General features: G+C 43.0%; 20 protein-coding genes. 6 read left to right on the top strand and 14 right to left on the bottom strand.

Features of this window, described 5'->3' with window-relative positions; all coding sequences use genetic code 11:
* Positions 1-97 precede the first annotated feature (97 nt).
* Genes ACTJKG_RS12620 through ACTJKG_RS12610 form a run of 3 tightly spaced genes read right to left on the bottom strand, consistent with a single transcriptional unit; the run spans position 98 to position 3,141 of the window.
* Complete coding sequence (locus ACTJKG_RS12620) at positions 98-1,231, bottom strand: glycosyltransferase family 4 protein (RefSeq protein WP_440739414.1); 1,134 nt, start codon at positions 1,229-1,231, stop codon at positions 98-100.
* Positions 1,232-1,234: 3 nt separating this feature from the next.
* Positions 1,235-2,401 (bottom strand): amidohydrolase family protein, encoded by a 1,167-nt coding sequence (locus ACTJKG_RS12615; protein WP_440739413.1) that lies wholly within the window; start codon positions 2,399-2,401, stop codon positions 1,235-1,237.
* The gene (locus tag ACTJKG_RS12610) at positions 2,401-3,141 is read right to left on the bottom strand and encodes a class I SAM-dependent methyltransferase (RefSeq protein ID WP_440739412.1); all 741 of its coding nucleotides are present in this window, start codon (positions 3,139-3,141) and stop codon (positions 2,401-2,403) included. Before ACTJKG_RS12610 ends, ACTJKG_RS12615 begins: the two co-directional genes overlap by 1 nt.
* A gap of 225 nt (positions 3,142-3,366) precedes the next feature.
* On the opposite strand from ACTJKG_RS12610, the gene ACTJKG_RS12605 reads away from it, so the two are divergent.
* From ACTJKG_RS12605 to ACTJKG_RS12590, 4 genes are read left to right on the top strand one after another with little or no spacing between them, the layout of a single operon-like run.
* The gene (locus ACTJKG_RS12605; RefSeq protein ID WP_440739411.1) at positions 3,367-4,875 is read left to right on the top strand and encodes a B12-binding domain-containing radical SAM protein; all 1,509 of its coding nucleotides are present in this window, start codon (positions 3,367-3,369) and stop codon (positions 4,873-4,875) included.
* Positions 4,876-4,908: 33 nt separating this feature from the next.
* Positions 4,909-5,958: a radical SAM protein gene (locus ACTJKG_RS12600; RefSeq protein ID WP_172333427.1), complete on the top strand. Its 1,050-nt coding sequence runs from the start codon at positions 4,909-4,911 to the stop codon at positions 5,956-5,958.
* A 3-nt stretch (positions 5,959-5,961) separates the two neighbouring features.
* Positions 5,962-7,431: a B12-binding domain-containing radical SAM protein gene (locus tag ACTJKG_RS12595; RefSeq protein WP_172333426.1), complete on the top strand. Its 1,470-nt coding sequence runs from the start codon at positions 5,962-5,964 to the stop codon at positions 7,429-7,431.
* A complete protein-coding gene (locus ACTJKG_RS12590; RefSeq protein WP_440739410.1) occupies positions 7,428-8,249 on the top strand; it encodes a class I SAM-dependent methyltransferase in 822 nt (273 codons plus the stop codon). The genes ACTJKG_RS12595 and ACTJKG_RS12590 overlap by 4 nt, the downstream gene beginning before the upstream one ends.
* Positions 8,250-8,430: 181 nt before the next feature.
* Here the strand turns inward: ACTJKG_RS12590 and ACTJKG_RS12585 are convergent, their stop codons facing one another.
* The 8 genes from ACTJKG_RS12585 to ACTJKG_RS12550 all read right to left on the bottom strand — a co-directional run bounded on the left by ACTJKG_RS12585 (position 8,431) and on the right by ACTJKG_RS12550 (position 17,915).
* Entirely contained in the window at positions 8,431-9,351 is a 921-nt protein-coding gene (locus tag ACTJKG_RS12585) for a hypothetical protein (protein ID WP_172333424.1), read from the bottom strand.
* Positions 9,352-9,377: 26 nt separating this feature from the next.
* Positions 9,378-10,697 carry an O-antigen ligase family protein gene (locus ACTJKG_RS12580; protein ID WP_440739409.1) on the bottom strand — a complete coding sequence of 440 codons (1,320 nt, stop codon included), beginning with the start codon at positions 10,695-10,697 and terminating at the stop codon, positions 9,378-9,380.
* Complete coding sequence (locus ACTJKG_RS12575) at positions 10,675-11,802, bottom strand: DUF1972 domain-containing protein (protein ID WP_172333422.1); 1,128 nt, start codon at positions 11,800-11,802, stop codon at positions 10,675-10,677. The genes ACTJKG_RS12580 and ACTJKG_RS12575 overlap by 23 nt, the downstream gene beginning before the upstream one ends.
* A gap of 2 nt (positions 11,803-11,804) precedes the next feature.
* The gene (locus ACTJKG_RS12570; protein WP_440739408.1) at positions 11,805-12,878 is read right to left on the bottom strand and encodes a glycosyltransferase family 4 protein; all 1,074 of its coding nucleotides are present in this window, start codon (positions 12,876-12,878) and stop codon (positions 11,805-11,807) included.
* The gene (locus ACTJKG_RS12565; protein WP_440739407.1) at positions 12,875-13,843 is read right to left on the bottom strand and encodes a glycosyltransferase family 2 protein; all 969 of its coding nucleotides are present in this window, start codon (positions 13,841-13,843) and stop codon (positions 12,875-12,877) included. Before ACTJKG_RS12565 ends, ACTJKG_RS12570 begins: the two co-directional genes overlap by 4 nt.
* Entirely contained in the window at positions 13,840-15,507 is a 1,668-nt protein-coding gene (locus tag ACTJKG_RS12560; RefSeq protein ID WP_440739406.1) for a hypothetical protein, read from the bottom strand. The genes ACTJKG_RS12565 and ACTJKG_RS12560 overlap by 4 nt, the downstream gene beginning before the upstream one ends.
* Positions 15,508-15,659: 152 nt before the next feature.
* Positions 15,660-17,075, bottom strand: a complete 1,416-nt coding sequence (locus ACTJKG_RS12555) for an oligosaccharide flippase family protein (protein WP_440739405.1) — start codon at positions 17,073-17,075, stop codon at positions 15,660-15,662.
* 15 nt (positions 17,076-17,090) lie between these two features.
* Positions 17,091-17,915: a glycosyltransferase family 2 protein gene (locus tag ACTJKG_RS12550; protein WP_440739404.1), complete on the bottom strand. Its 825-nt coding sequence runs from the start codon at positions 17,913-17,915 to the stop codon at positions 17,091-17,093.
* 236 nt (positions 17,916-18,151) lie between these two features.
* Here ACTJKG_RS12550 and ACTJKG_RS12545 point away from each other — a divergent pair, with 236 nt between their 5' ends.
* Positions 18,152-18,727 carry a TetR/AcrR family transcriptional regulator gene (locus tag ACTJKG_RS12545; protein ID WP_440739403.1) on the top strand — a complete coding sequence of 192 codons (576 nt, stop codon included), beginning with the start codon at positions 18,152-18,154 and terminating at the stop codon, positions 18,725-18,727.
* Positions 18,724-19,392, top strand: coding sequence for an NAD-dependent epimerase/dehydratase family protein (locus tag ACTJKG_RS12540; protein ID WP_440739402.1), 669 nt, complete (start codon positions 18,724-18,726; stop codon positions 19,390-19,392). The genes ACTJKG_RS12545 and ACTJKG_RS12540 overlap by 4 nt, the downstream gene beginning before the upstream one ends.
* Positions 19,393-19,599: 207 nt before the next feature.
* On the opposite strand, the gene ACTJKG_RS12535 is transcribed toward ACTJKG_RS12540, so the two are convergent.
* From ACTJKG_RS12535 to ACTJKG_RS12525, 3 genes are all read right to left on the bottom strand, one after another.
* Entirely contained in the window at positions 19,600-20,940 is a 1,341-nt protein-coding gene (locus tag ACTJKG_RS12535) for a hypothetical protein (RefSeq protein ID WP_440739401.1), read from the bottom strand.
* A complete protein-coding gene (locus ACTJKG_RS12530; protein ID WP_172333413.1) occupies positions 20,937-21,569 on the bottom strand; it encodes an RNA polymerase sigma factor in 633 nt (210 codons plus the stop codon). Before ACTJKG_RS12530 ends, ACTJKG_RS12535 begins: the two co-directional genes overlap by 4 nt.
* A 202-nt stretch (positions 21,570-21,771) precedes the next feature.
* Positions 21,772-22,809, bottom strand: coding sequence for a PorP/SprF family type IX secretion system membrane protein (locus ACTJKG_RS12525; RefSeq protein ID WP_172333412.1), 1,038 nt, complete (start codon positions 22,807-22,809; stop codon positions 21,772-21,774).
* Between the last annotated feature and the right edge of the window lies 1 nt (position 22,810).

Below are 22,810 nucleotides of genomic sequence, written 5' to 3'. Positions count from 1 at the left end.
AAAAACTATTTTGTCATGCTGAACTACAATGAATGTAAGCGTCCACGCTTACGATTGCAACATCAGACAAGTAAGCGTGGACGCTTACTCTAAAAAATCATTCAAGCGTTGACGCTTGAATGGGCGTCATGACCTGCTCACAAATACCTACCAGATCATCAGCGATATTCTTAAAACTGAGGTGTTGATGAAAATGAATTAAGGTATCGTCAGAAAGCTTTTTTTGATCGGCGTTATTCACAGTATAAAGCAATCTGGCCAGCGCATTGGCATCACCCCGGGGATATAGAAACCCGCAACGGCCATTTCCGGTTATTTTTTGATATGGAGGAATATCAGTGATCAGCGGAACACAGCCACAGGCCATAGCCTCTAATAAAGCATATCCACTGCCTTCTTTATGGCTGCCCGAGATATAAAAATCGGCCGCGCTATACCAGTAGGGCAATTCGTGGTTAGCAACGCGGCCCACCAATACCACCGCGTTTGCCAGCAGCTTACTGGAGGCAAACAAGGCCATTATATCATTGATCATATCCTCACTTTGGTAGATCATATACAATTTGGCCTCGGGTTTTATCTTCAGATACTGCATAAAACCCAATAAAACAGCTATAGGGTCTTTATTGGCATTTAACCTGCCAACCCATAAAATATTGGTTTCGCCCGCCATTTGGGTGCGTGTTTTACTTATTTGCTTGTCCTGCCGTTTAAAGTTAGTGGAGGCTTCCAGCAACTCAAATACGGATGCATCCTGTTTAATAATATTTTTTCTTTTCCAGATTGCGGCGTTACCTGCCGCCGTGAAAATAAAAGCATCGGCAAAACTGCAGGCAATTTTTTGCAGCCAGCCTTTAATGCCGCCGAAGGGCAACCCACCATGATGCTGGATCATAATTTTGAATCCCTTACCGCAAAACAATCGCAGAAAAATCACTTGCAACGGAAAGATGAATCCCTGCACCAGTACCACATCCGGCTTGAGTTTTTTGATATATTGATGTGTTTTTAGCGTGATGGACCAAAACCGGTTTCGGCCTTTAAAAAAATGATAAGGCACACCATCCATAACAACGTGCTCTTCAAAGGCGGCGTGTTTAACAAAACAAAAGTCGATCTTATGGATAAGATAAGGTGCAAAGGCAAGAGCAGGGGCATGGTTTTCCCTAACCTGGGCGGTATGGGTATAATCGCGATGTGCATAATAAGTAAGGTCAACCAGCTTTATCACCTTTTAAAATGTTTGATGATCCATAAATTCAAACGGGAAAGTAAATTCAGGCAAATACGAATGAATTTGCTCCGTCAATTCCCCAAGGTTACCTTCAATATATTTATAAGCTTTTCCTACTCTGATCAGACTAAAATCGCGCCCCTTTACTACGGGAGCAACTTGCAGTAACAACTCATGATCAAACAGGCGGATATTACCCTTATGCATCACCATAAGCAAACCGGCAGGGCTAAGACCGTGAAAAGAGTCAAACCCAGTGGCTCCATTTTTTTGGCGGGCTATCACCAGGTCGGCATCTTTTCCCAGGCTGATTTTGCCGGTATTCATCAGCCATACTTTCGCGGCGTTACTATTCAGGGATTGGTATAACTCTTCGTCTGTAAGCAAACCTGTTTTACGGGCCATGGTGATGTGATCCCATATGTTCCAGTTGCCAGTAAGGGTAGAGTCGGTGCCAAATAAAATAGTGGTGTGTTGTTTTAATTGATCGATAGAGGCCGTTTTATTCAACAAATAATAGTTCGACTCGGGGCACCACACAATACCTTTAAAATTAGCAGCTTGTGCGCCGGTCATGGCCACGGCATGGATACCAATTAGCGGCCGGCGCCATTTGTTCCAGCGGATAAGACTGTCAATTTCTGTTGAAGCCGCCTCATCCGTACCCTCGCCAATATGGATCGCTACAGGCAAATGCCGTCTTAATGGATTGTTGAGTTTCAGTCGCCAGAGTTTTTCAAAGCCTACAGAGTGCAGATCCTGGGTTTCTTCAAAAACATTGATCAGTGCGTCATCAAGGCGTAGATGTTCGCCGTGATTAACCACAGTAGTAACACCACAGAGCAGGTTTTTGTATACTCCCCAGCGAATACGCAGCGGAGCAGGTACCCGCAATACATGGTCTATCTCGGGTTTATAATGTTTGTGAATATACGCGCCCCATTCGGTATAGTTTTTATAGATACGGTTACCCAGCTGCTGGAAAAGGTTAAAATCAAGGTGGTCATGCGAATTGATCAATCCGGGAAAGATCATGGCATTATCAAAATGTAAATCAGTGTCATCCCTGGTAATTGACACAGGTGTTACCTCATCAATTTTACCTTTATTGATCCTGACGTTTACACATTGCCCGCCATCGGCCATTCGCAGCCCGTGGAGTATCATTATCCCTTTTTTAAATGAATACCGTATATCACCGGGAAACCTTTATATTTTTCGTACACATGCAGCGCATTTTGTTTGGTATAAAAAGGCTTCATGCTTTCGTCTATTTTGATCTCCTCCTGTAAAAGCAGCTCAAAATTATTCCGGAACAAGGCATCTTTTATGGTATAAATGGGGTGTACGTAGTTCTGCACGGCCATTACCGAGTTATTGTGCTTAAATGTCCGTTTACCGCCGGAAGCCAGGATATGGGGATGAAAATCGGTGATAATGAGCTCGCCGCCGCTTTTGAGCAAACGGGCCCAAGCCTGCATAGCTTCTTCAATATCCTCAATATGGGCCACGGTAAGGGTAGATATGATCACATCGTAAGTTTCGTCGGGAATCACAGAAAACAAATTATTAGTGATCATATAGGTATGCGCCTGCGGATATTTTTCGTTCAGTTTTTTCAACATTCCGCCAGATACATCAAACCCGGTTAACGTGCCGGGCTCTTTACTAAATAACAGCGACCAGTGCCTGCCTGTGCCACAACCAATATCGGCCACTTGTTTACCTTTGACATCAACGTTGCTGATGAGCTGCTCAAACAGCTTTCCGTCCAGGTGCAGCATGAGGTTATCGGGTTGGCTATCATAATTCTCGGCCCAGATATCATAAGCGTCAACCGCGTTTTTTTCGGTTACGGCCGATAATGACCTTTTTTTCTGTAAGTAGTTTTTTATAGTTGCCAGCATAGTAATCATCTTTTATAACAATACGGTGTAAAACGCCTTGAGGTTGCCTGCATTTTTTTATTGCTGGCTGAGGCAACCACTGCCCAATACCCAGCGTAATGTATTAAGAACGGTTATAATTTTTATGATTTAGGGTTGTGTAAGCGATGGGGGTAAAACCTCATCGCTTATCATTAAAATTAAATGACCGGTCTTTAAATATTCATGCGTCAAGAATAAATCTATATGGCAAAAATCAATAAGGTAATACTGTTTAACCCAAGAAGTGCTATAGCCAAATACCGTATACCTAATTCCATTTTAAATATAGCGGCCTCTATTGAAGGAAAATATGAATGGGCCATTGTTGACGGCAACTGTGAAGCCGACCCGATGGAGAAAATAGAAAGCTATTTACGAACCGGTGAGTATGGCTACCTGGGTTTCACGGTGATGCCCGGCCCGCAATTAAAGCAAGCCATTGAAATAGCTAAAGCCATAAAAATAAAATACCCATATACCACCATGATCTGGGGAGGTTATTTCCCTTCTAATCAGCCCAAAGTGGTATTGGATTCTAAATATGTTGATTTTATTATCAATGGTCCCGGCGATAATGCGTTTCCTTTACTGATAGACGCGTTGGAGGAAAGTAAACCCTACGAGTTCATCAAAAACCTGATCTATAAGGCCGATGGTAAAATAACCAAAACCATCAAAGAAGATCTGCTTGATCAGGATTCATTGCCGCCATTGCCTTATGATAAGCTGAACAATTTTTATCCCATACCTAAATTCCTGGGTAAAACCTACCTGGGCGAACATACGTTGGCTTATCATTCCAGCATTGGCTGCCCGTTTACCTGTTCGTTTTGCGCGGTGGTGCCTATTTATGAGGCCCGCTGGAAAGCCAAATCGGCACAAACGGTGTATAAGGATGTGAAATACATTAAAGATAAATGGGGCGCCGATGCCATTGAGTTTCACGACAATAACTTTTTTGTATCCGAGAAACGCGCGGTAGATTTTTCCAAACTCATCAAACCCGAAAACATGACCTGGTGGGGTATGGCACGCATCGACACCATGGATAAGTTTAAAGACTCATCGCTGGAGATCATCCGGGAATCGGGTTGCAAATGTATTTTCTTTGGGGCCGAAAGCGGCAACAACGAGATCCTGGAACAGATGGATAAAGGCGGCACCCAAACCGGCGAACAGATCATCCGTTTTGCCGAGCGGATGAAGAAATTCGATATCATCCCCGAATATTCTTTTGTATTAGGCACACCAGCGGCAACGCCCGAGAAAGTGCAGAAGCAGATAGATTTTGAGATCAATTTTATCAAACAGGTAAAAGCCGTTAACCCTAAAACTGAGATTGTTATTTATACCTATACACCGGTGCCCACAGAGGGCTCCGAACTGTACAAACAAGTTTTGGAATCGGGCTTCGCCTATCCTCAGATATTGGAAGACTGGATAAGCCCGGCCTGGGAAAGCTTCGATCTGCGCAAAAACCCGTTAACCCCCTGGATAAAACCGGAAATGATTGACAAGATCAGAAATTTTGAGACCGTATTGAATGGCGTTTACCCAACGGTTACCGATATCAGGATGAATGACCTCAAGAGAAGATCAATTAAGCTGATATCGAGCCTGCGTTATAAAACAAACCTGTATAAGTACCCATACGAAATAAAGCTGTTGCAAAGGTTCTGGAAATACCGCCAGCCGGAGATCCAGGGTTTTTAATTGTGTTTAAGATTTGAAAGAAAAACCATAGTTATGGCAGGTCAGTCGTTATACCATACTTTTAAGCGTTACCGCACACTGCAAACGCACAGGATATCAGTATTGCCGATTGTAATATTAATGCCTCACAGCGCCTGTAACTGCCGTTGTGTGATGTGTGACATCTGGAAGGACAACAAAAACCTGAAACAACTAACCGAAGCAGATATCAGCGGCTTATTGGCATCCTTAAAACAACTCGGCACCAAACAAGTGCTCATGTCTGGTGGCGAGGCTTTATTAAATTCCAATTTCTTTGCGTTGTGCCGCATCCTTAAAAATGCCGGTATCAAAGTAACGCTGCTCACCACCGGTTTATCCATAAAAAGCAATGCAGAGCAATTGTTGACCTGGGTTGACTATTTGATTGTATCCTTAGATGGTGATGAACCCCTGCATGATGCTATCCGGAACATTCCCAATGCCTTCCGCAAGCTTAAGGAAGGGGTGGAGTATATCAAAAAACTAAACCCCGCGTATCGTATAACCGGTCGTACGGTGATACACCGGCTCAACTATCGTAACTGGCCGGCTATTATTGCCGAAGCAAAAAAAATGGGGCTCGACCAGGTGAGCTTTTTGCCCGCCGATGTGAGCAGTCATGCTTTTAACCGCCAGCAGGCCTGGGAAGAACCACGACAGGACGAAATACGGATAGCAGAACGTGAACTTCCCGAATTGAATGAAGTAGTCAATTACCTGATGACCAAATATGCCGCCGAGTTTGATAACCGCTTTATTGCGGAAAGCCGCGAAAAGATCAGGGACATTTATCATTATTATGCCGCTTTTTATGGCTTGAATGATTTCCCTTTTAAAAAATGCAATGCACCCTGGGTATCCACAGTTGTGGAAGCCGATGGCACCGTGCGGCCATGTTTTTTTATGGAAGGTATGGGCAATATCAGGGATACCCCGCTTAAACAAATCATTAACAGCGACGAAGCCATCGCCTTCCGCAGGGCATTGGATACCTCGGGGCACCCAACCTGTGTAAAATGCGTTTGCTCACTTAACCTGTCGCCATTAACCAATGTCGCTTAACCTATGGAACAGTTAAATCATATACTTTTTACGCATTCCTATTTTTTGCGTTTCGATCCCAAACAATGGGCGCAGGGACAGCCATATCCGCCACTAGGCACTTTATATGCTGCTTCATTGATGCGGCAAAACAATTACCAGGTATCGCTTTTTGATACAATGTTTAGTCATACCCCACTTGAGATCACGGATCTGCTGGATAAAACCCGTCCCGGTTTTTTTGTGATCTATGACGATGGTTTTAATTACCTCACCAAAATGTGCCTCACCAATATGCGCGAGGCTGCTTTTGCCATGTGCAAATTGGCCAAAGAGCGCGGCTGCACCGTCATTGTGGCCAGTTCCGACTCAACCGACCGTTTCAAAGAATATCTGGCCGAGGGCGCCGACTTTGTGATCATCGGCGAAGCAGAGCAAACTTTACTGGAATTGACTAATACCATAAAAAAGGGAGAAGATTTCTCTCATATACAAGGCCTTGCTTATCTACAGGATAATGTCCCGGTTAAAACACCGGGCAGGCCTGTGTTGAAAGATCTGGATAGTTTGCCATTACCGGCCTGGGACCTGGTTAACATTGCGCCATATCGCGAATGCTGGCTGCAGCATAAAGGTTATTTTTCGCTCAATGTGGGTACCACACGCGGCTGCCCCTTTAAGTGTAACTGGTGCGCCAAACCTATTTATGGTAACCGCTACAATTCGCGCAGTCCCGAAAATGTGATCATCGAGTTGAAGCTGATGAAGGAGATGTTCAACATGGATCATATCTGGTTTTGTGATGATATTTTTGGCTTGAAACCAGGTTGGGTAGTTGAATTCGCCAGATTAGTAAAACAGGAGGGCTTGCAGTTCAGGTACAAGCTGCAATCCCGCGCCGATCTGTTACTGGATGATGAAACCGTGGAAGCTTTAGCAGCATCGGGCTGTGATAATGTTTGGATAGGCGCGGAAAGCGGATCGCAAAAGATACTGGATGCCATGGATAAGGGCACTACCATACAACAGATATACACCGCAACCCAAATGATGAAAAAGCATGGCATCAAACCATCTTTCTTTATCCAGTTTGGTTATCCGGGCGAAAACAAGGAAGATATCAGGCGAACCATCCGTATGATCAACAACTTGCTGCCTTATGAAATTGGTATATCAGTTTCGTACCCACTGCCCGGTACGCTGTTTTATGAAAAAGTAAAGGCCGATCTGCAGCAAAAAACCAACTGGACCGACTCCGACGAGATGGCACTGATGTTCAACAATACCTTTAAGCCTGCTTACTACAAACAGCTGCACAAGTACGTACATCAAAACTATCATGCTCATCTGGCTAAACATAGTTTGGTTGAGCTGTTGAGCAACCCCTTTAAACCAAGTGTAAAACGCATCCGCAAAGCTGCCTCTGTTTTATACCATGCACCGGCCATGATGATTGAGCGCTTTAAACTTAATCAACTGGAAAAAGCATCATGACAAACGGGATAACCATAACGAGTACCAACGAAACCGATGCCTCTACAGCTTTTAGCCGGCAGTCGGTTATTTTTGATGAGATCTATTCCAGCAATACCATTGTTAACTATAAACGGGCAAGGGTAAGGCAACATGTTTTGCAATACCTGGCGCCCAACAGTAGTATCCTGGAGCTTAACAGCGGAACCGGCGAAGATGCCTTGTTTTTTGCCAAAAATGGTCACCGGGTACATGCTACCGATATATCCACAGGCATGCAACAGGTACTGCGCCAAAAAACTGAAGCTTACCGCGACCTGATCAGCACAGAAATTTGCTCTTTTACTCAATTGGCCCAACTGCAAAACCAGGGGCCATTTGACCATATATTCTCTAACTTTGGTGGTCTCAATTGTACCGGCGAACTGGACAAAGTTCTCCTGTCTTTTGACCAGCTTTTAAAACCAGGCGGCAAGGTAACGCTGGTGGTTATTCCCGGCTTTTGCCTGTGGGAAACCTTGCTGGTTTTTAAAGGCAAATTCAAAACTGCCTTCCGCAGATTTTTTAGCAGTAAGGGGCGTACCGCACATATCGAGGGGACTTATTTCAAGTGCTTTTATTACAGTTCATTATTCATTATCAATACTTTAAAGGAATCATATAAAGTATTAGGTGTTGAGGGACTTTGCACCATTGTACCGCCATCCTACATTGAAGGCTTTGCTGAAAAGCATCCTAAAGCCTATCAATTCCTGAAAAAAAAAGAAGATAAATTAAAAAGTAGCTGGCCCTGGAAATTCATGGGCGACTATTTTATTATCTCGCTGGAAAAGAAGTAACAAAACTATTCGGGAGTATTAATTTAAAGCTGTCATTTCGACCGCAGGGAGAAATCTTCTGCTCATTTCTAAACAACGTAAAAGATTTCTCCTCGTTCCTCGTTCGAAATGACAGCGGAAGTTGAACAGCTACGAGATCGCTTCGTCGTTCCTCCTCGCAATGACATAATTTCTTTATTTATTAATTCGCTACACTATGCTGGTTTTCTACCAGCAACTGTGCTATCCTGGTTTCGTAACGACTGATTAGACTAATCTGGAAATTCTTTGGATCGGGTTTGGCGTAATGTTTACCGGTTGCCATGGCCAGTACCATACCGTGATCATTTAACTTTTTCTCGCGGGTTTTCTGACTCCATCTGCTGGCCGTGATCCTCATGAACTTGTTATCCAGTAATTCGCCCAAACGATTATTCAATAACCATTCAACCAGGCTTTTTAAGGGAAATTTGCTTAAAGGTTTGGCTGTGGATACCCGCATGATATGATTGGGCAGATAGTCGCGTGTCCAGGCGTTGGCTGCAAAAAAATCGGCAAAGGTGGTATCGCCCTGTATCGGGATCAGGGTAACCACTTCGGTCGCCGTATAAATGTTCTTTTCGGCAATTTCCAGCTGCTGCTCATCTATATAGTAGTTCATGCAGAAGTAATGCTCGCGATTAACCAGGAAAGTGAGTTTTTTTAAAAAGTGCATCAATGTACGGGCCACCCACATGCGGTTGGGGGCGGTAACTATAAACAGATCGATATCTGATTCGGCATCGGCATAGTTTTTTGATAAAGAACCCGAAATAGCTATACCACGCACATAAGGGAAACGGATAAGGATATTACCTACCTTACGGGCTGTTTTAATCATATCGGCCGCTTTCTGGTTCCCGTCGTTTCTTCTTTTCACCAGGTAGGGATCGTTCTTTAGCATATAGAACCTGTCGAACCGATAAATCAGTCTACAACTCACCAGGCAGGCCATAGCCAGATCAAAATCTATAGCATCGCACTTAACGGGCAGAAACAAACTTATCTCTTCCCGCGTAAGCGGATAGTTGAACACATCGAAATAAGCCAGTGTTGCCAATATGTTTTTTTTGATCTCTGCCACAGTGCTGTATATTTAGTAGTATATAATTATGACGTAGCAGCCAATGCGTTGGTTGCCAGCGGTATTAAATATTCATCAGGTTTTTGCTGCTCTTTGATAATTGTTTTATTATCAGGCGCCGAGAACAGGAAAAAGGAAAAGAAAAAGCTGTAAAACATCACGCCCTTATCTACATCCAATAAGTTTTCGCTCACCGACACCACAGCAATAATCAGCATAAAGCTGATGAACAAAACATCTTTTCGTTTGAAGGCCATTTTAAACCCATAAACCAGTGTCAGTATATAAATAACCAATCCCCATATACCCGATTTTAATACGAAACTGATATACTGATTATGGGAATTCAAGCCTTTGAGATAGGAGCTGTACATTTTGGCATTATAAAAATCATCCTTCAGCAAACCTACTTCCGAGCCTGAGCCATATCCCAGCAATGGTTTATCTTTTATGCGTGCGGCTGCGATATGCCAGCGTTCAAAGCGCGAATCTGAGTTCCGGGGGATGGTTTTATCTGTTGAAATATCGTCTTTCAGCAAGGTTATGTAGCGATCTCTGAAGGTGGATATGCTTAAAATTCCGGCAATACCTACTGCTGTGATCAACCATCCGGTAATCATGTATCGCCGACGCTGTTTTGCCTGTAGCAGATACAGTGGCAGTACCACGTTTACAGCCACAAAAAGGATAATCAATATTGATTTGGAACTCAACTGAATCATTCCACATACCAGGATAAGACAACTGATGATGTATATATTTCTTAACCACCTGGTTGTTACCCCTTTGATCAAAACCGACAGCAGGTAAACCAATGCGACAACCAGCTGGAAGGAGAAAAAAGTAGCGTGAATTTTTAACGGACCGGCGAAATTATGATTGGTAAAACCTTCACCAAAAATGGCCCGCAAAGGCATATGATAAAACCTAACGGTGGCCAAAACAACCACGAACAGGTAAAAAACGGTTAACGCGCAAACCAACGAAAACCCCATCAAGAAGTTTTCCCGGTATTTTTTCCAATCGAGGCCATTGAGTAGGAACATAACCGGGAACAGTAAGAGCGGGATCCGCAAAGTCCATTCATTAAAAGCAGCCTTTAGGTTGATAGTATAAATGGTGGCGATGATGGTAATAAATAAAACAGAAGGCAGTACCAACAGCTTAAAAGTACGTAATGCTTTTAGCCTGCTTTTATCCAGATGAATAAGCGTGTGCAGCGTAAAACTAATAAGAATGATATGACTGTAAAACATATCAAAAGGCAGGCTTGCCATGAGCAAGAGCACATGGTAATAGCTTATCCTATTGGCCGGTGTATCATTAATAAGCAATAATTGCTTCATGATTGGCGTGTTTATAGCTTTCCACAATAAATTCCTCGTACTGATCAATTACCGTTTCCCAATTAAACTGATCCTGGATCTTATGCAGGTTATTCATCACCATGCTTTTTTCTGTGTCTTGGCGCTGTACGTTTTCTACCAGTTCCCGCACTTCGAGAGCATTTGAAAAATAAAAAGCATCGGTATTCAGCACCGATTTATTGAAGGGGTTGTTATGCGCGGCGATAAGCGCTTCGCTGGCCATGGCTTCCAATAGTGATGGATTGGTGCCGCCTACGCTATGCCCATGAAAATACAGGTAAGAGTTATTTTGTAGCGATCGTACTTTGGGGTTATCAAAAATAGATCCTTTAAATTCTATACGCTCATCGTTATTAAATTTATTGGTGATATACTTGCCAAAGCGGTTGCCGGTATCGCCCAAAACTTTAAACTTTCTGCGCGAATTGCTTTTGTTAAATCCATCCAGAATAGTTTCGATATTATTTTCGGGCTCCATGCGTGCCATCAGCAGGAAATAATCTTCTTTTAAGGCTTCGTCAAAGTCATACTGTTCACGTTCCTGATCCGAGTAAACATCAGCGCCGTAGGGGATATATTCACTTGTAATGTTATATTTATCGGCAAGGTATGATTTGATCACCCTGGAGTCGGCCACATAATAATGACTGTACTTTACAGCCAACTTTTCGGCGTATTTTAAAAATTGCTGTACCGGTTTGGAGTACTTTGACCGTTTCCACTCCATACCATCCATATTGGTGATGATGGTACTATTTTTTGGATACAGTTTGCCCCAAACCGAGCTGCTGGTATACCCCATGATCAATACCACGTCAAACTTGTTTTTGCGGGCATCCAGCAGGCAATTCATATCATAGATGAATTGCCCGGCGGTACCTATCAAATATTCCGGGTCGTAGCAGTGTTTTATCTCCACACCATTCCAGCTATCCTGGGTATACGGGTGATTGTGCGAATTATAAACAGTTACCGAGTGCCCGCGTTTTACCAAACCGGCCGATACATATTCAGATATATGCTCAAATCCACCGTAATAATTGGGGATGCCCCGGGTTCCTAAAATGGCTATACGTAATTTCATGGCTATAATACTGATTGATACGCTTTTAATGTTTGTGATGCCGCCTGTTTCCAGGTGTACTGTTTTAATATACGGTGTCTTAAAGTCTCATTGTAAGGCATTTTGCTTGCCTTTTCAACAGCGGCCAGGATACTTTCCGGTGATGATGGATCGCAGTAAAAGGCGTCGTCGGCAAAATACTCGCGTACATCGCCTTTATCGCTGGTTACAATATTGCAACCCATGAGCGCGGCTTCAATCGAGCTCAGGCCGGTAGTTTCAAACCAGCTGGGCAGGATGTGCACTTTTGCCCGGCGGTAATATTTTACCAGTTCCTGCTGTGGGATGTGATCAATAAAAATCACATTATCGGCAGCTATTTCCCGGCATTCCTGGTAATAGGCCAGCTGATTTGGGGCATGTGTGCCAATCAACAGTAAGCGATAGGGGGTATTGTTGAGCGCACGTATCAGGTTCAGCTGATTTTTGATACCCTCTATTCGTGCTGCGCAGATCACCAGTTTCTCATCCTTTGGATAGTCCGGATCATACTGAAACATATTCTGATCGGCCCCGTTAGGCACTACCAGGTGTTTCACCTTGCGCTCGTATGATTGGATCACCCGGTTATACTCCGACTCTGAATTGGGCAGTATCATAGCGGCCCTGCTCAATATATTCTTGATGCTCTTACGCTGACCAAGCCAGGTGTATGACAAGCTTGCCAAACTATCACGTCCCAACAGATAACGGGCTATGGATTTAATATATTCAATAGTGTCTGTCGACAGATAACGCAGCAATCTGCCCATGCCCTTGCGGTGGTATTTATCATACTCACCGTAATTGCACAAAATGGTAGATACTACATAGGGCTTACCTGCTTTCTGGCTATGATACAGGATATCGGCCGGGCGGGTAAGATTAAAAAAATGCAGCAGATCGTAATGATTGTAATGGATACTTTCATTAGCCAGCCTGATATCGGCAGTAATGCCCATTTCGGTCAAGTGACGCGCTGTTTGCACCGCCTGGATAGTATCACCGCCGGGTACAGTATATATGGTCGACCGGGTTATAAATGCTACTTTGATCATTGCGCCAGCCTCCCTGAATTTAATTTATGCAACCACATGATGAATTTTTCGGGCAAAAAGCTGATAGTATATAACAGATAATTATCAAGTCGTAATGGCGATATGCTGATAGCTTTTACCACATGTCCCCGTGCCTTTTGCGGATGATAATTATTGACCAATAGTTTTTTGGCACACAAGGCATAATAGGCGCCATGCTTAACCCGGCGCAATTGCTGTTTTTGACCCATTGCGGTTAGCTGAGCACCGTCATCTGCGGTAACTACCTTGTTTTTAAGCGTGCTGTATTTTATTTTGAGGAATTTACGAGGTCGCCATTTTTCATCAATAGTGATGGATTCCGGATTAAGCCTGTGTTTGATTAAAGGCTGGGCGAAATTACAGGCCTTTTGATCTTTCAGGATGCTTACCCATAAAAAATGATCCTCATAGGTGTAAGCATATTCGCTATAACCGCCTGCTTTTAAGATCACTTCTTTTTTATAGAACACGGTGGGATGCATAAAGGGGCAAACCGACGATGCCAATTGCTGAATGTCTTCATTGCTTGTTGCCGGAGGGGTAGAGGTAAAAAGATAAGTACCTTCCATATCCATATAATCGGCGGCGGAGCCTATGATACTGTAATCGGGATTGTTGATCATAAAATCATACTGTATTTGTAAGCGCTCAGGATGGCACACGTCATCGGCATCAAACCGGGCTATATAAGGGGCACGGGCATATTTTAACCCGGTATTCAAGGCCAGGGATACCCCTTTATTGTCCTGGTGTATCATCACTATGCGCGGGTCGGCAAAGGAATGGATCACATCAACGGTATCATCTGTAGAGCCGTCATTAACTATAAGCAGTTCAAAATCGGTAAACGATTGCTCCAGCACCGACCGGATAGCATCGGCTATATATTTACCCACATTATAAGCAGGCATCAGAACCGTTATTTGGGGTGTGTCAAAATTCATGGGAGAATTGGTTTAACGGTTTCATTTTCTTTGATATTGAGCAATAACAGCAGTTCAAAAAATACCATTACCGATAGTTGTTCAAACCAGTAATCGGTCAGCAGAACAGCCAGCACCAAAAACAATATGGGCAAACCATAAGTGAGCTTTTGATAATGACGTATAAAAAAGCCTATATAACAGACTATAAACAGGATAATACCCAGTAAACCGTATTCGGCCAGTAATTGGTCATAAACAGAATAGGGGCTATTACTGATGGAGTGTAAACTTGTTTGTTTGCTATAAAAATACAGGTACAGATCAAGGTGATTAACCAAAAAATCGTGGTTGATATAGGCATATTTGGCAGGATACCCACCGGCAAAACCAGATCCTGCTGTGCGGTAAGCCAATTTCGATGAGAAATTACCAATACCTGTACCAGTGAGTATCTTGCCCAAATGGGTCCGAAAAAAGGCAATGGTTTGCAAAAATCCTGCCGCCTTACCGGGTATAGCATAAACAAAATCATCATTTCCGGCAGTAGGCAGGGCTGTTTTGTGCAATTTTATAAAATTCACCAATTGCAGCATTGCAAGCGGGGTTTCTTTATTGTATTGATAAAAATCACCGTTCAGGTTGGGTTCTGTAATGGCTATACGCCCTCCATCAGCCAGGAAAGCATTCTTTGCATAGTCCGGACGTCTACGCACCCTTATCGAATCCAGCATCTTGCCTACGCTGTCCAGATACAGGGTAGCTATCTTTTGTTTGCGTTCTTCGGGCGTTAGGGTATTATCGGGCCGGTCGGTAATACGCCAGTCGGCCATTGGGTTTACAGGCACGGCCGCGGTATTTACCGGTTTATCTTTTTTAAATAAGTGAATGAGTGTTTGCGTGGTGTAATTATTGTTCTGCGGCGATATCTTAGCCATGAAAACAACCAGGAAAACAAAGCAAACAACAACAAGGCTCTTTTGATAACGATCCGTTCTAAAAGCAAACAGCAGCAGCAGTATGGGTAGTAAAGCCAGGTTAACAAAATTGCTCGCGGTAAACAATAGGATAGCCATACAAACCAACAGCATTACAGCGTTTTTGCGGATCAGGAAGTAAATAACACCAAAAGCGCATAATGTGGAATTGGTAATGGAAGTATCAAAGGCTATCCCCTTAATGTAATCGCCGGTATTGATAAAGTATTTCTGATATTGCCCCTGGTAGGTATAAGGGTTGATAGTGTGTGTCTTTAAAACGATAACGGCAAGTATCAATAAGGATATCAGCGCATTGATTATAAAAAAGGCTGTTATGGTTTGATGTACCTTTTCGGGGGTATTATTGTCAATAGCCAGTTTAACCTGATGTATGGTCAATATGCACAAAATCCAAAAACCAATACCGGTAAGCAGCACAATATTGTAATTACCATTGACGTAACCTTGATAAATGATCCAGTTAACTATAGCAATGATGATGATGAGCGGATAAAAAAGCGGCAAGCGGGAATCTTTAAAGCGAAATCCGAATTTGAAATTGGCTGGCCATAAGCTAAACAGCAGAATAACCGGAATTTTTATGGCCAGCTTTACGTTTAAAAAAAGCAGCAAAAAGGTGAGTAGCCTCCAATCCACCTTATCATTTATTTTATCCCTATAAAAAGCCACTGCTCTGGTCAACATGCTCCGGTTTCTTTATAATCATTACGACCTAAAAATGGGATTGGTTGCCTGGGAGTTTTTTAAAGTATCAAGTAGTTAGTATCAAGTATCAAGACTTTTAAAAATACATTCAGTCTACAAAAATCCAGATACTGGCTATCCGATACCCTGATCTATCGACCTAATATTTTACGGAAATTTTTATAGTTGGCAATTTTGATCTGGCGGATAAGTGCTAAAGCCATAAAGTAAAAAGCCACCGAGGCCAGCAAAGCCAGCCAGAAGTTTTGGAATAGAAATTTAGCCAATACACCGCCGATAAGCGCGCAGGTAGTGCATTTTAACAAAATAAACAGACTACCATTCAATTCGCTGAGTTTATTTTTTGAGTTGAATAAAATAGCCTGCACAACGCATGATGCCAGGAAAGCGATAGCGGCGCCTTCGTTTTTAAAAAAGGGGATCAGCAGCAAATCGCCTATAACATTTACACCAAACGTTACCAGGAAAACCTGCAGGATCATTTTTAGGCGATTCTGTACAAAGTATATCGTCCAGAAAAAATTCATGATGTATATGAATGGCAGGCATAACGACAGGATGAAAATGGTATTACTATTAACTACGCCGTATTTTCCGCCGGTGATGTGATCAATCAATGGGTTCCAGCACATGTTCAGCAGCAAAGCAGTAAATGTAGCAATAACCATCTCGGCCCTGATCAGGAGTTTCAGGTTATTGCCGGTATAGCTTTCATCTTTAAACAACTGGGTAAATCGGGGTATCAATAAGGGCGCTATAGCCAGCAGGGGCAGGGTAGCTATTTCGAATACTTTGTATGCAAAGCTATATTCGGCCAGTTTGATGGCCGATACCATAAAGCCGATAAACAACCAATCAAAACGGGCCAGTGCCGAGGTGATCAAAACAACGCCTACCTGTGGTAAGGACTGCCTGACCAGCAAACCGTATTCGGCTTTATTCCATCGGGGCGCGATGGATATGCCAATATATCTTTTGAACAGGTATACGCTGAATAAGAACTCCAGCGTATCACCGGCTATAAATACCCACATAATACCGGTAATGCTTAACAAATGCGTTATCGCTAATACAACCAAAGCGCAACCCCGAACGATGTTTGACACCACCAGCATATAAGCCTGCAGCTTAAATCGTTCCATCCCCCCGGATATCTGTTTAAGCGGGGTAGAAAAAAAGAGCATCAGCTTGCCCGCGCCAATAAATAAAATGAGCCGGTAAAGTAAGGCGTCGCTTGTAAAAAACAGTTTACCCAGTAACAGTATACCGTAAAATATGCACCCGGTAAAAACCACGTGGAATGTGTAAATGGATAGCACACTGCGGGCATCATCGCCATGGGCTACTTTTTTAACTACCGTTTGATCGATACCAAAAGAAAGGATATTAAATGCGGTGAATACTACCGTAAGCGCCAGGTTGATCAACCCAAAACTATCTTTATCCAAATTGACAGAAAGCACGTAGAACATCAACACCCCGAACAATTGATTGATTACCAATTGCAGTGTATTGGCCGAAAGGTTTTGGATGAGCGTTTTTTTCATGGGCAACGCCCCGCTTTATTCGGTATGGGCATTGGCTTTAAGTTCGTATGCCATAACAGGTACTTCATACAGGTTTTTCTTTCCAACGGGATTTTGTTCGGCCTTATCCAGGTAATAATATTTTAACCAGGTATTTTTAAAGGCCATGCGGGCAATATTCCAGCCTTCTTTGCCATCTAAAAAACCTAATAAAAATACGTAAGCTTTTACAAAATGGAAGATAGGAGCAAGATATAATTTTACCATATTGGCTTTTTTACCGCTTTGCTGGTATTTTAAAGCACTCAGTTGAGCGTAATGCACAATTTTGGCCTCATGTTCCTGCACATTTTTAACCGAATAGTGGTGCAGATGACCGCTCAGTTTTTGAACCCGCATATTTTGTGGCAACACCAGCGTTTCGTGTACAGGCGGCTCAGACCATTTCACCCGTGTGCGGTTAAATAATCTGATGTGATGATCGCGGCCCCAATTGCCAAAATTGATGGCTTTGTTGCCATAATAAGCTTTAAAAGGTATATCGTAAACGGTATCGCAATCATCCAGCTTTAAGCGACTGATAGAGGTAAGCAGGTCAGCATCTGGTATTTCATCAGCATCAATACTCAGTATCCAGTTATAGCGGGCCAGGGCAATACCTTTATTTTTATTAGCTCCGTAACCATCCCAGCTTTTTTGATAAACGCGGCAGCCATTCTCTACCGATATATCAATGGTATGATCGGTACTATCGTTATCAACTACAACAATATCATCGGTTAACTGCCTCAGCATCGTGATGCTGCGGCCTATCATTTCGGCTTCGTTTTTGGTGATGATCACAACTGAAACTGGTACCATGTGCAGATAATTAAAGATTTATCAAGCTTTTATTTCACCATACCCCCCGGATACACCTGCAGGCTCTAATATGGTTGTCTATTAATATATCGTTACTTCATAGCAAAGGGTTGCCCGCCGTATAAAGAATTGTCGTTTTATTTTAATAATTTATGATTTAAGCCCTGTTAACAAGAGAAATAATTTGCGGTGACTGAATTTTAAATACATTTGTAGAGTGATTAGTCAGTTTATATATGGATAAGTCAGCATCAATTCTTTCAACAGCCCTAAAGTTGTTTGTACAATACGGGTTTCACGGTACACCCACCAGTAAAATAGCCAGCGAAGCCGGCGTATCAAACGGTACTCTTTTTCATTATTTTAAAACCAAAGACGAATTGGTAGTGACCCTGTACAACCAAACAAAAGAGGAGCTGAACACCCATCTGTTTGAAAAGATAGACCAAGGCGAAACTTTTAAAGATAAATTCAGGAACATGTTTGTGTATTCGTTAAAATGGGGGGTCGCACATCCGGAAGAGTTCTTTTTTCTTCAACAATTTCACTTTTCACCACACCTGGCCTTGGTTCCTGCCGAGGATATAGCCAGGCATTCCCAGAAGCATACGCAACTTTTAGAGGGTGCTGTACAGGCCGGAATATTTAAGTATTTACCCATCGAGCTAATTGCCACGCTTGTCTGGAGCCAGATTAACGGGATGTATGAGTTCCTGGTGAAATGCGATCTATGCAGCGACAAAAAAGAGCAGATCATTAACGATGCATTTGATCTCACCTGGTTAATGTTAGTAAACCCTGCAAAATTATGAGAACAAAAATAAGGGCTATTATAACAGGAGCCACCGGAATGGTAGGCGAGGGGGTGATGCACGAATGCCTACAGCACCCCGATGTAGAAGCTGTTCTGCTGATCAACAGGAAAAGCATGAACATTACCCATCCCAAACTTAAGGAGATAATACATGGTAATTTTTTTGATCTTTCGGCTATTGAGCGTGAGTTATCAGGATATAACGCCTGTTATTTTTGTTTAGGGGTATCATCAGTAGGCATCAAAGCCGAGGAGTATTATAAGTTAACTTACACGCTAACCATGCATGTGAGCGAAACGCTGAGCAAACTTAACCCTGGCATGACCTTTTGCTACATCTCCGGAGCCGGAACTGACAGCAATGAAAAAGGCAAAGGCTGGGCCGCCGTTAAAGGAAAAACCGAAAACGATTTGATGAAATTATCTTTTAAGCAGGTATTTGCCTTTCGGCCAGGTTTTATCAGGCCGATAAAAGGTTTGGTGAACACACATAGTTTTTATAAATACATCAACTGGTTGTTCCCCATTGGCAGAGCGTTGTATCCTGCTGGCTTTGTTACTTTGCAGGAGTTAGCCCATGCCATGATCAGCGCTACCAATGATGGCTATGGCAAGCAGATTATAGAAGGGAAAGACATTATTGCTCTGGCTAAAAGTCAGTAAAATAATGTCATCGCGAAGAGGTACGAAGCAATCTCGTAGCTATGCTAACCGTTTAGAACGCGAGGAGATTGCCACGCTGCGCTCGCAATGACAGATTATGGAATAAATGCGTAGGGGATGTCAGTCTGAGCTTGTCTAAGACTCGCGCGCAGAGGCCTGCCCACCATGCTTCGACAAGCTCAGCATGACATCCTTTTTGTTACCCTTTTATTTAGGCCTAGCCGGGTTGATATTCCAGTTTACACCCACAGCAACACCTGTTGATCTGAGGTCAACACGGCCAACACCGATACCCGTAACAGGCAATTTCATATAAGGCTGTATAACGGTGCTGAATTTGGAATTAATCCTGCGCTCGTAAGTCGCATTTAAATTCAATACGCCTAACCAATGCTGGTTGCGGCCATCAACCTGAACATCATATGAGGGTTTTGAGCCATCGGCAAATTCAAAATGATAATTTTCGCGCAGCATAATATAGGATGACAAACCACTGCCTATGGCAAACTTGTTTCTTCCCTTGGCATAGAACTGATAATTCAGATTCAGTGGTATATCCAAAACCTTGCAATTGGCGGTTACATAATCGGGCAGATCACTACTTGATCGCCCCTGCCAGGCTATGGAGTTATATTGGCTGCCGGTAGCTTGATATGGCTTAACCGCATATGAAGCACCGGTAGATATACTAAATTTTTTAGACAGATGAATGCCCAGCTGCACACCAAAGTTGGTACCTACCTGGTTACGACTGAATGAATTTACCGCATTCAGATCAGGTGCGGCCATTATGGCAAGTGTAAAGCGTGGGCCTGTCCTTAATATCGGTTTAAGAGATGCCTTATCCTTTTTGGTTTGTTGCACAGGTGGTGTTACTTTACCCGCGGTATCTGGCTGGTTGGTATCCGGCGTGTTGGCGGCCAGGTTATTTTTCGTTTGCGTATCGGTAGAAGCAATCTTTGACGGATCAACTACACTGTTATTTTTATCTGCCGGAACCGGAACAACCTTATTTTTATCGACACTGTCTTTTGTTACTTTGTTGTTCTGCACATATGGAGCCATAGGGCTTTGATCTGCAGGTATATTATTGTTTTGCTGCTTTTGTTTACCTGGGGTAATACCCAATATTGATGATTCTGACTGACTTTTGTTACCATTTACATCACCCTTAGCCAAATTTTCGATACCCGGAGTTACATGTTTAACCGAATCTTTTACAGGCTGAATATTTTGGCCATTATCTTTCACTACAGGTACAGTTGTATCTGTTTTGATTTTTGGTTTAACAGCCAGTTCATCTTTGGGTTTTTCTACTTTATTGTCCCCGTTAAATAAGAACAAGCCTATCGCCAATAATAAAATAGCCGCTATAGCCGCTGAGTAATAAATTATCCTCCTGATGGCGGCCTTTTTACTGGGTTTATTATCCAGCAGGCGCTCCATAGAAGCCCAATCCTCCTCACGAAAAGCAAAATGATCTTCAGAGCCGGATAACCCGTCTTTGAATAGCTGATCTAATTTATTTTCGTTTTTCCCTTCTTTCATCGCATTATTAATTCAAGCAAGTGTGATAATCCAACAGTAAACGCGCCTATTGCAACAATTTTATGCCGGATATCCTCAGAACCATTGTCCGGCAAACGGCCGGAGTTGAGTACCATTGTTTTTAGTTTTTCCCGCGCTTTAAATAAGTTTGATTTTGAAGTACCGGTACTGATACCCAACTGGGCAGCTATTTCTTCGTGCGAGAAACCTTCAATAGCAAACAAGTTAAACACGGTACGGTAGGCATTCGGCAGCTGCTGGATCATACCCAGCAGGTCATCATAATTTAGTTTTTGGTCGGGCAGTTCATCATGGCCTATATCTTCGGCAGCATCCAGATCATCATTAAGTGATAGTTTAAGGTTACTCCTGTAATAATCAACCGAGGTATTCATCATAATACGGCCAACCCAGGCAATGAACGGCCGCCCCGTATCATATTTATTCAAATTAGTGAATACTTTTAAAAAACCCTGATTCATGATCTCCGACGCCTCATAGCGGTTACCTGCATATCGCAGACATATGCTCATAGCAAAGCCATAAAACGCCTTGTAAAGCATTTTCTGATCCTTTCGGTTTTGCTGCAAACAGCCCGCAATAAGTTGTTGTAGTTCCGCCTCTCCCATATAAGGGGTAATAATGGGTTAAATTGTACTAATATTTATCATTTTTTCAGTTATCACGTAGCCTGATAATAAAAGGTTGCCTGCACAATTCATTTTTTTTAAAAATATATGATCAGTTAAAAAACCACTAAACCCAGGGGCGAAGAATCTATAGGTAAATGTACTAAAATTAAGTATAAAGACATTTCAAATTTCTCCCTGACTAGTAAAAATCATAACAACGCCGCGAACCTTCAAATTTACGATAGGTATCAGAGCGGGATGGCAGTGTTGTTTCGTACCCTATACTTCCCTCTGATGAACCGCTGGTATTACTGTAATTTAAACCACCGAAGGGAGCATCATGACTAACCCCTAAACGCAGCTTTTCGCCGGCATCGTGATGGACAAAAATGTCGAATATCAATGAGAGTACTACCGCGCTTGGCCCGGCAGATCCTCCGGTACGGTACCACAGGCCAGCATTGATGCTTCTCCGTTTAAACTGCATACCTGCATTGATAGATTGCGCGCTGGCTTGTTTATATAAGATAACCGATGGTATCAGGAATGATTTTTCGTCCTCATCAAGATTAGCGTAAGGATTCAGATCAAGGCGGTAACTCGCGTGGGCTGTGACACGCATGGGTAACTTGGCCGGAATACCTGTAAACGATTCATTGGGGCGATTGATGTGTTGTAATGCGCCGCCGATATTAAAATCGCTGATCACAAGGTTAATACCCGCACCAGCATCAAAATAATAGCGGTTATCAAAAAGTGGCGGTTCCGCGGCGGTAGGGGTGCCCGGTATATAGCCAAACTGCGGGTCTATCTGATCGCTGAACACCAGTTTATTGTAATTGACCGACCGATTGGTAATGCCCGCCTGCAAGCCAAACGACAATACAAAATCATCTGAACCAACGCTGTAGGAGTAAACACCGGCTATATTATTTTTAACCAATCCGGCAGCGCCCTCGCTGCCACGGGTAAACAATAAACCTACACCACCGCCAAACCGTGGAATATTATAATCAACAGATGCCGTGATATAATTAAATCCCCCCGGTACCGAGGTATACTGATTACGGTAGATAAGGTTCATCCGCAAATCGCCGGGGAACTGGCCATTCAACGCAGGGTTTAAGTATACCGGTGAATTAAAGAATTGCGAATACATATGATCCTGGGCAAAAGTTATCATGCCTGTCAGCAGTGCTGCAAAAAATAAAATACCTTTCTTTAATGGGTTGCGCATC

It is taken from the genome of Mucilaginibacter sp. 22184 (genome assembly GCF_052045695.1).
Classification (GTDB): Bacteria; Bacteroidota; Bacteroidia; order Sphingobacteriales; family Sphingobacteriaceae; genus Mucilaginibacter.
The sequence above is the reverse complement of the archived record's forward strand: the minus strand, read 5'-3'. Positions and strand labels throughout refer to the sequence as shown.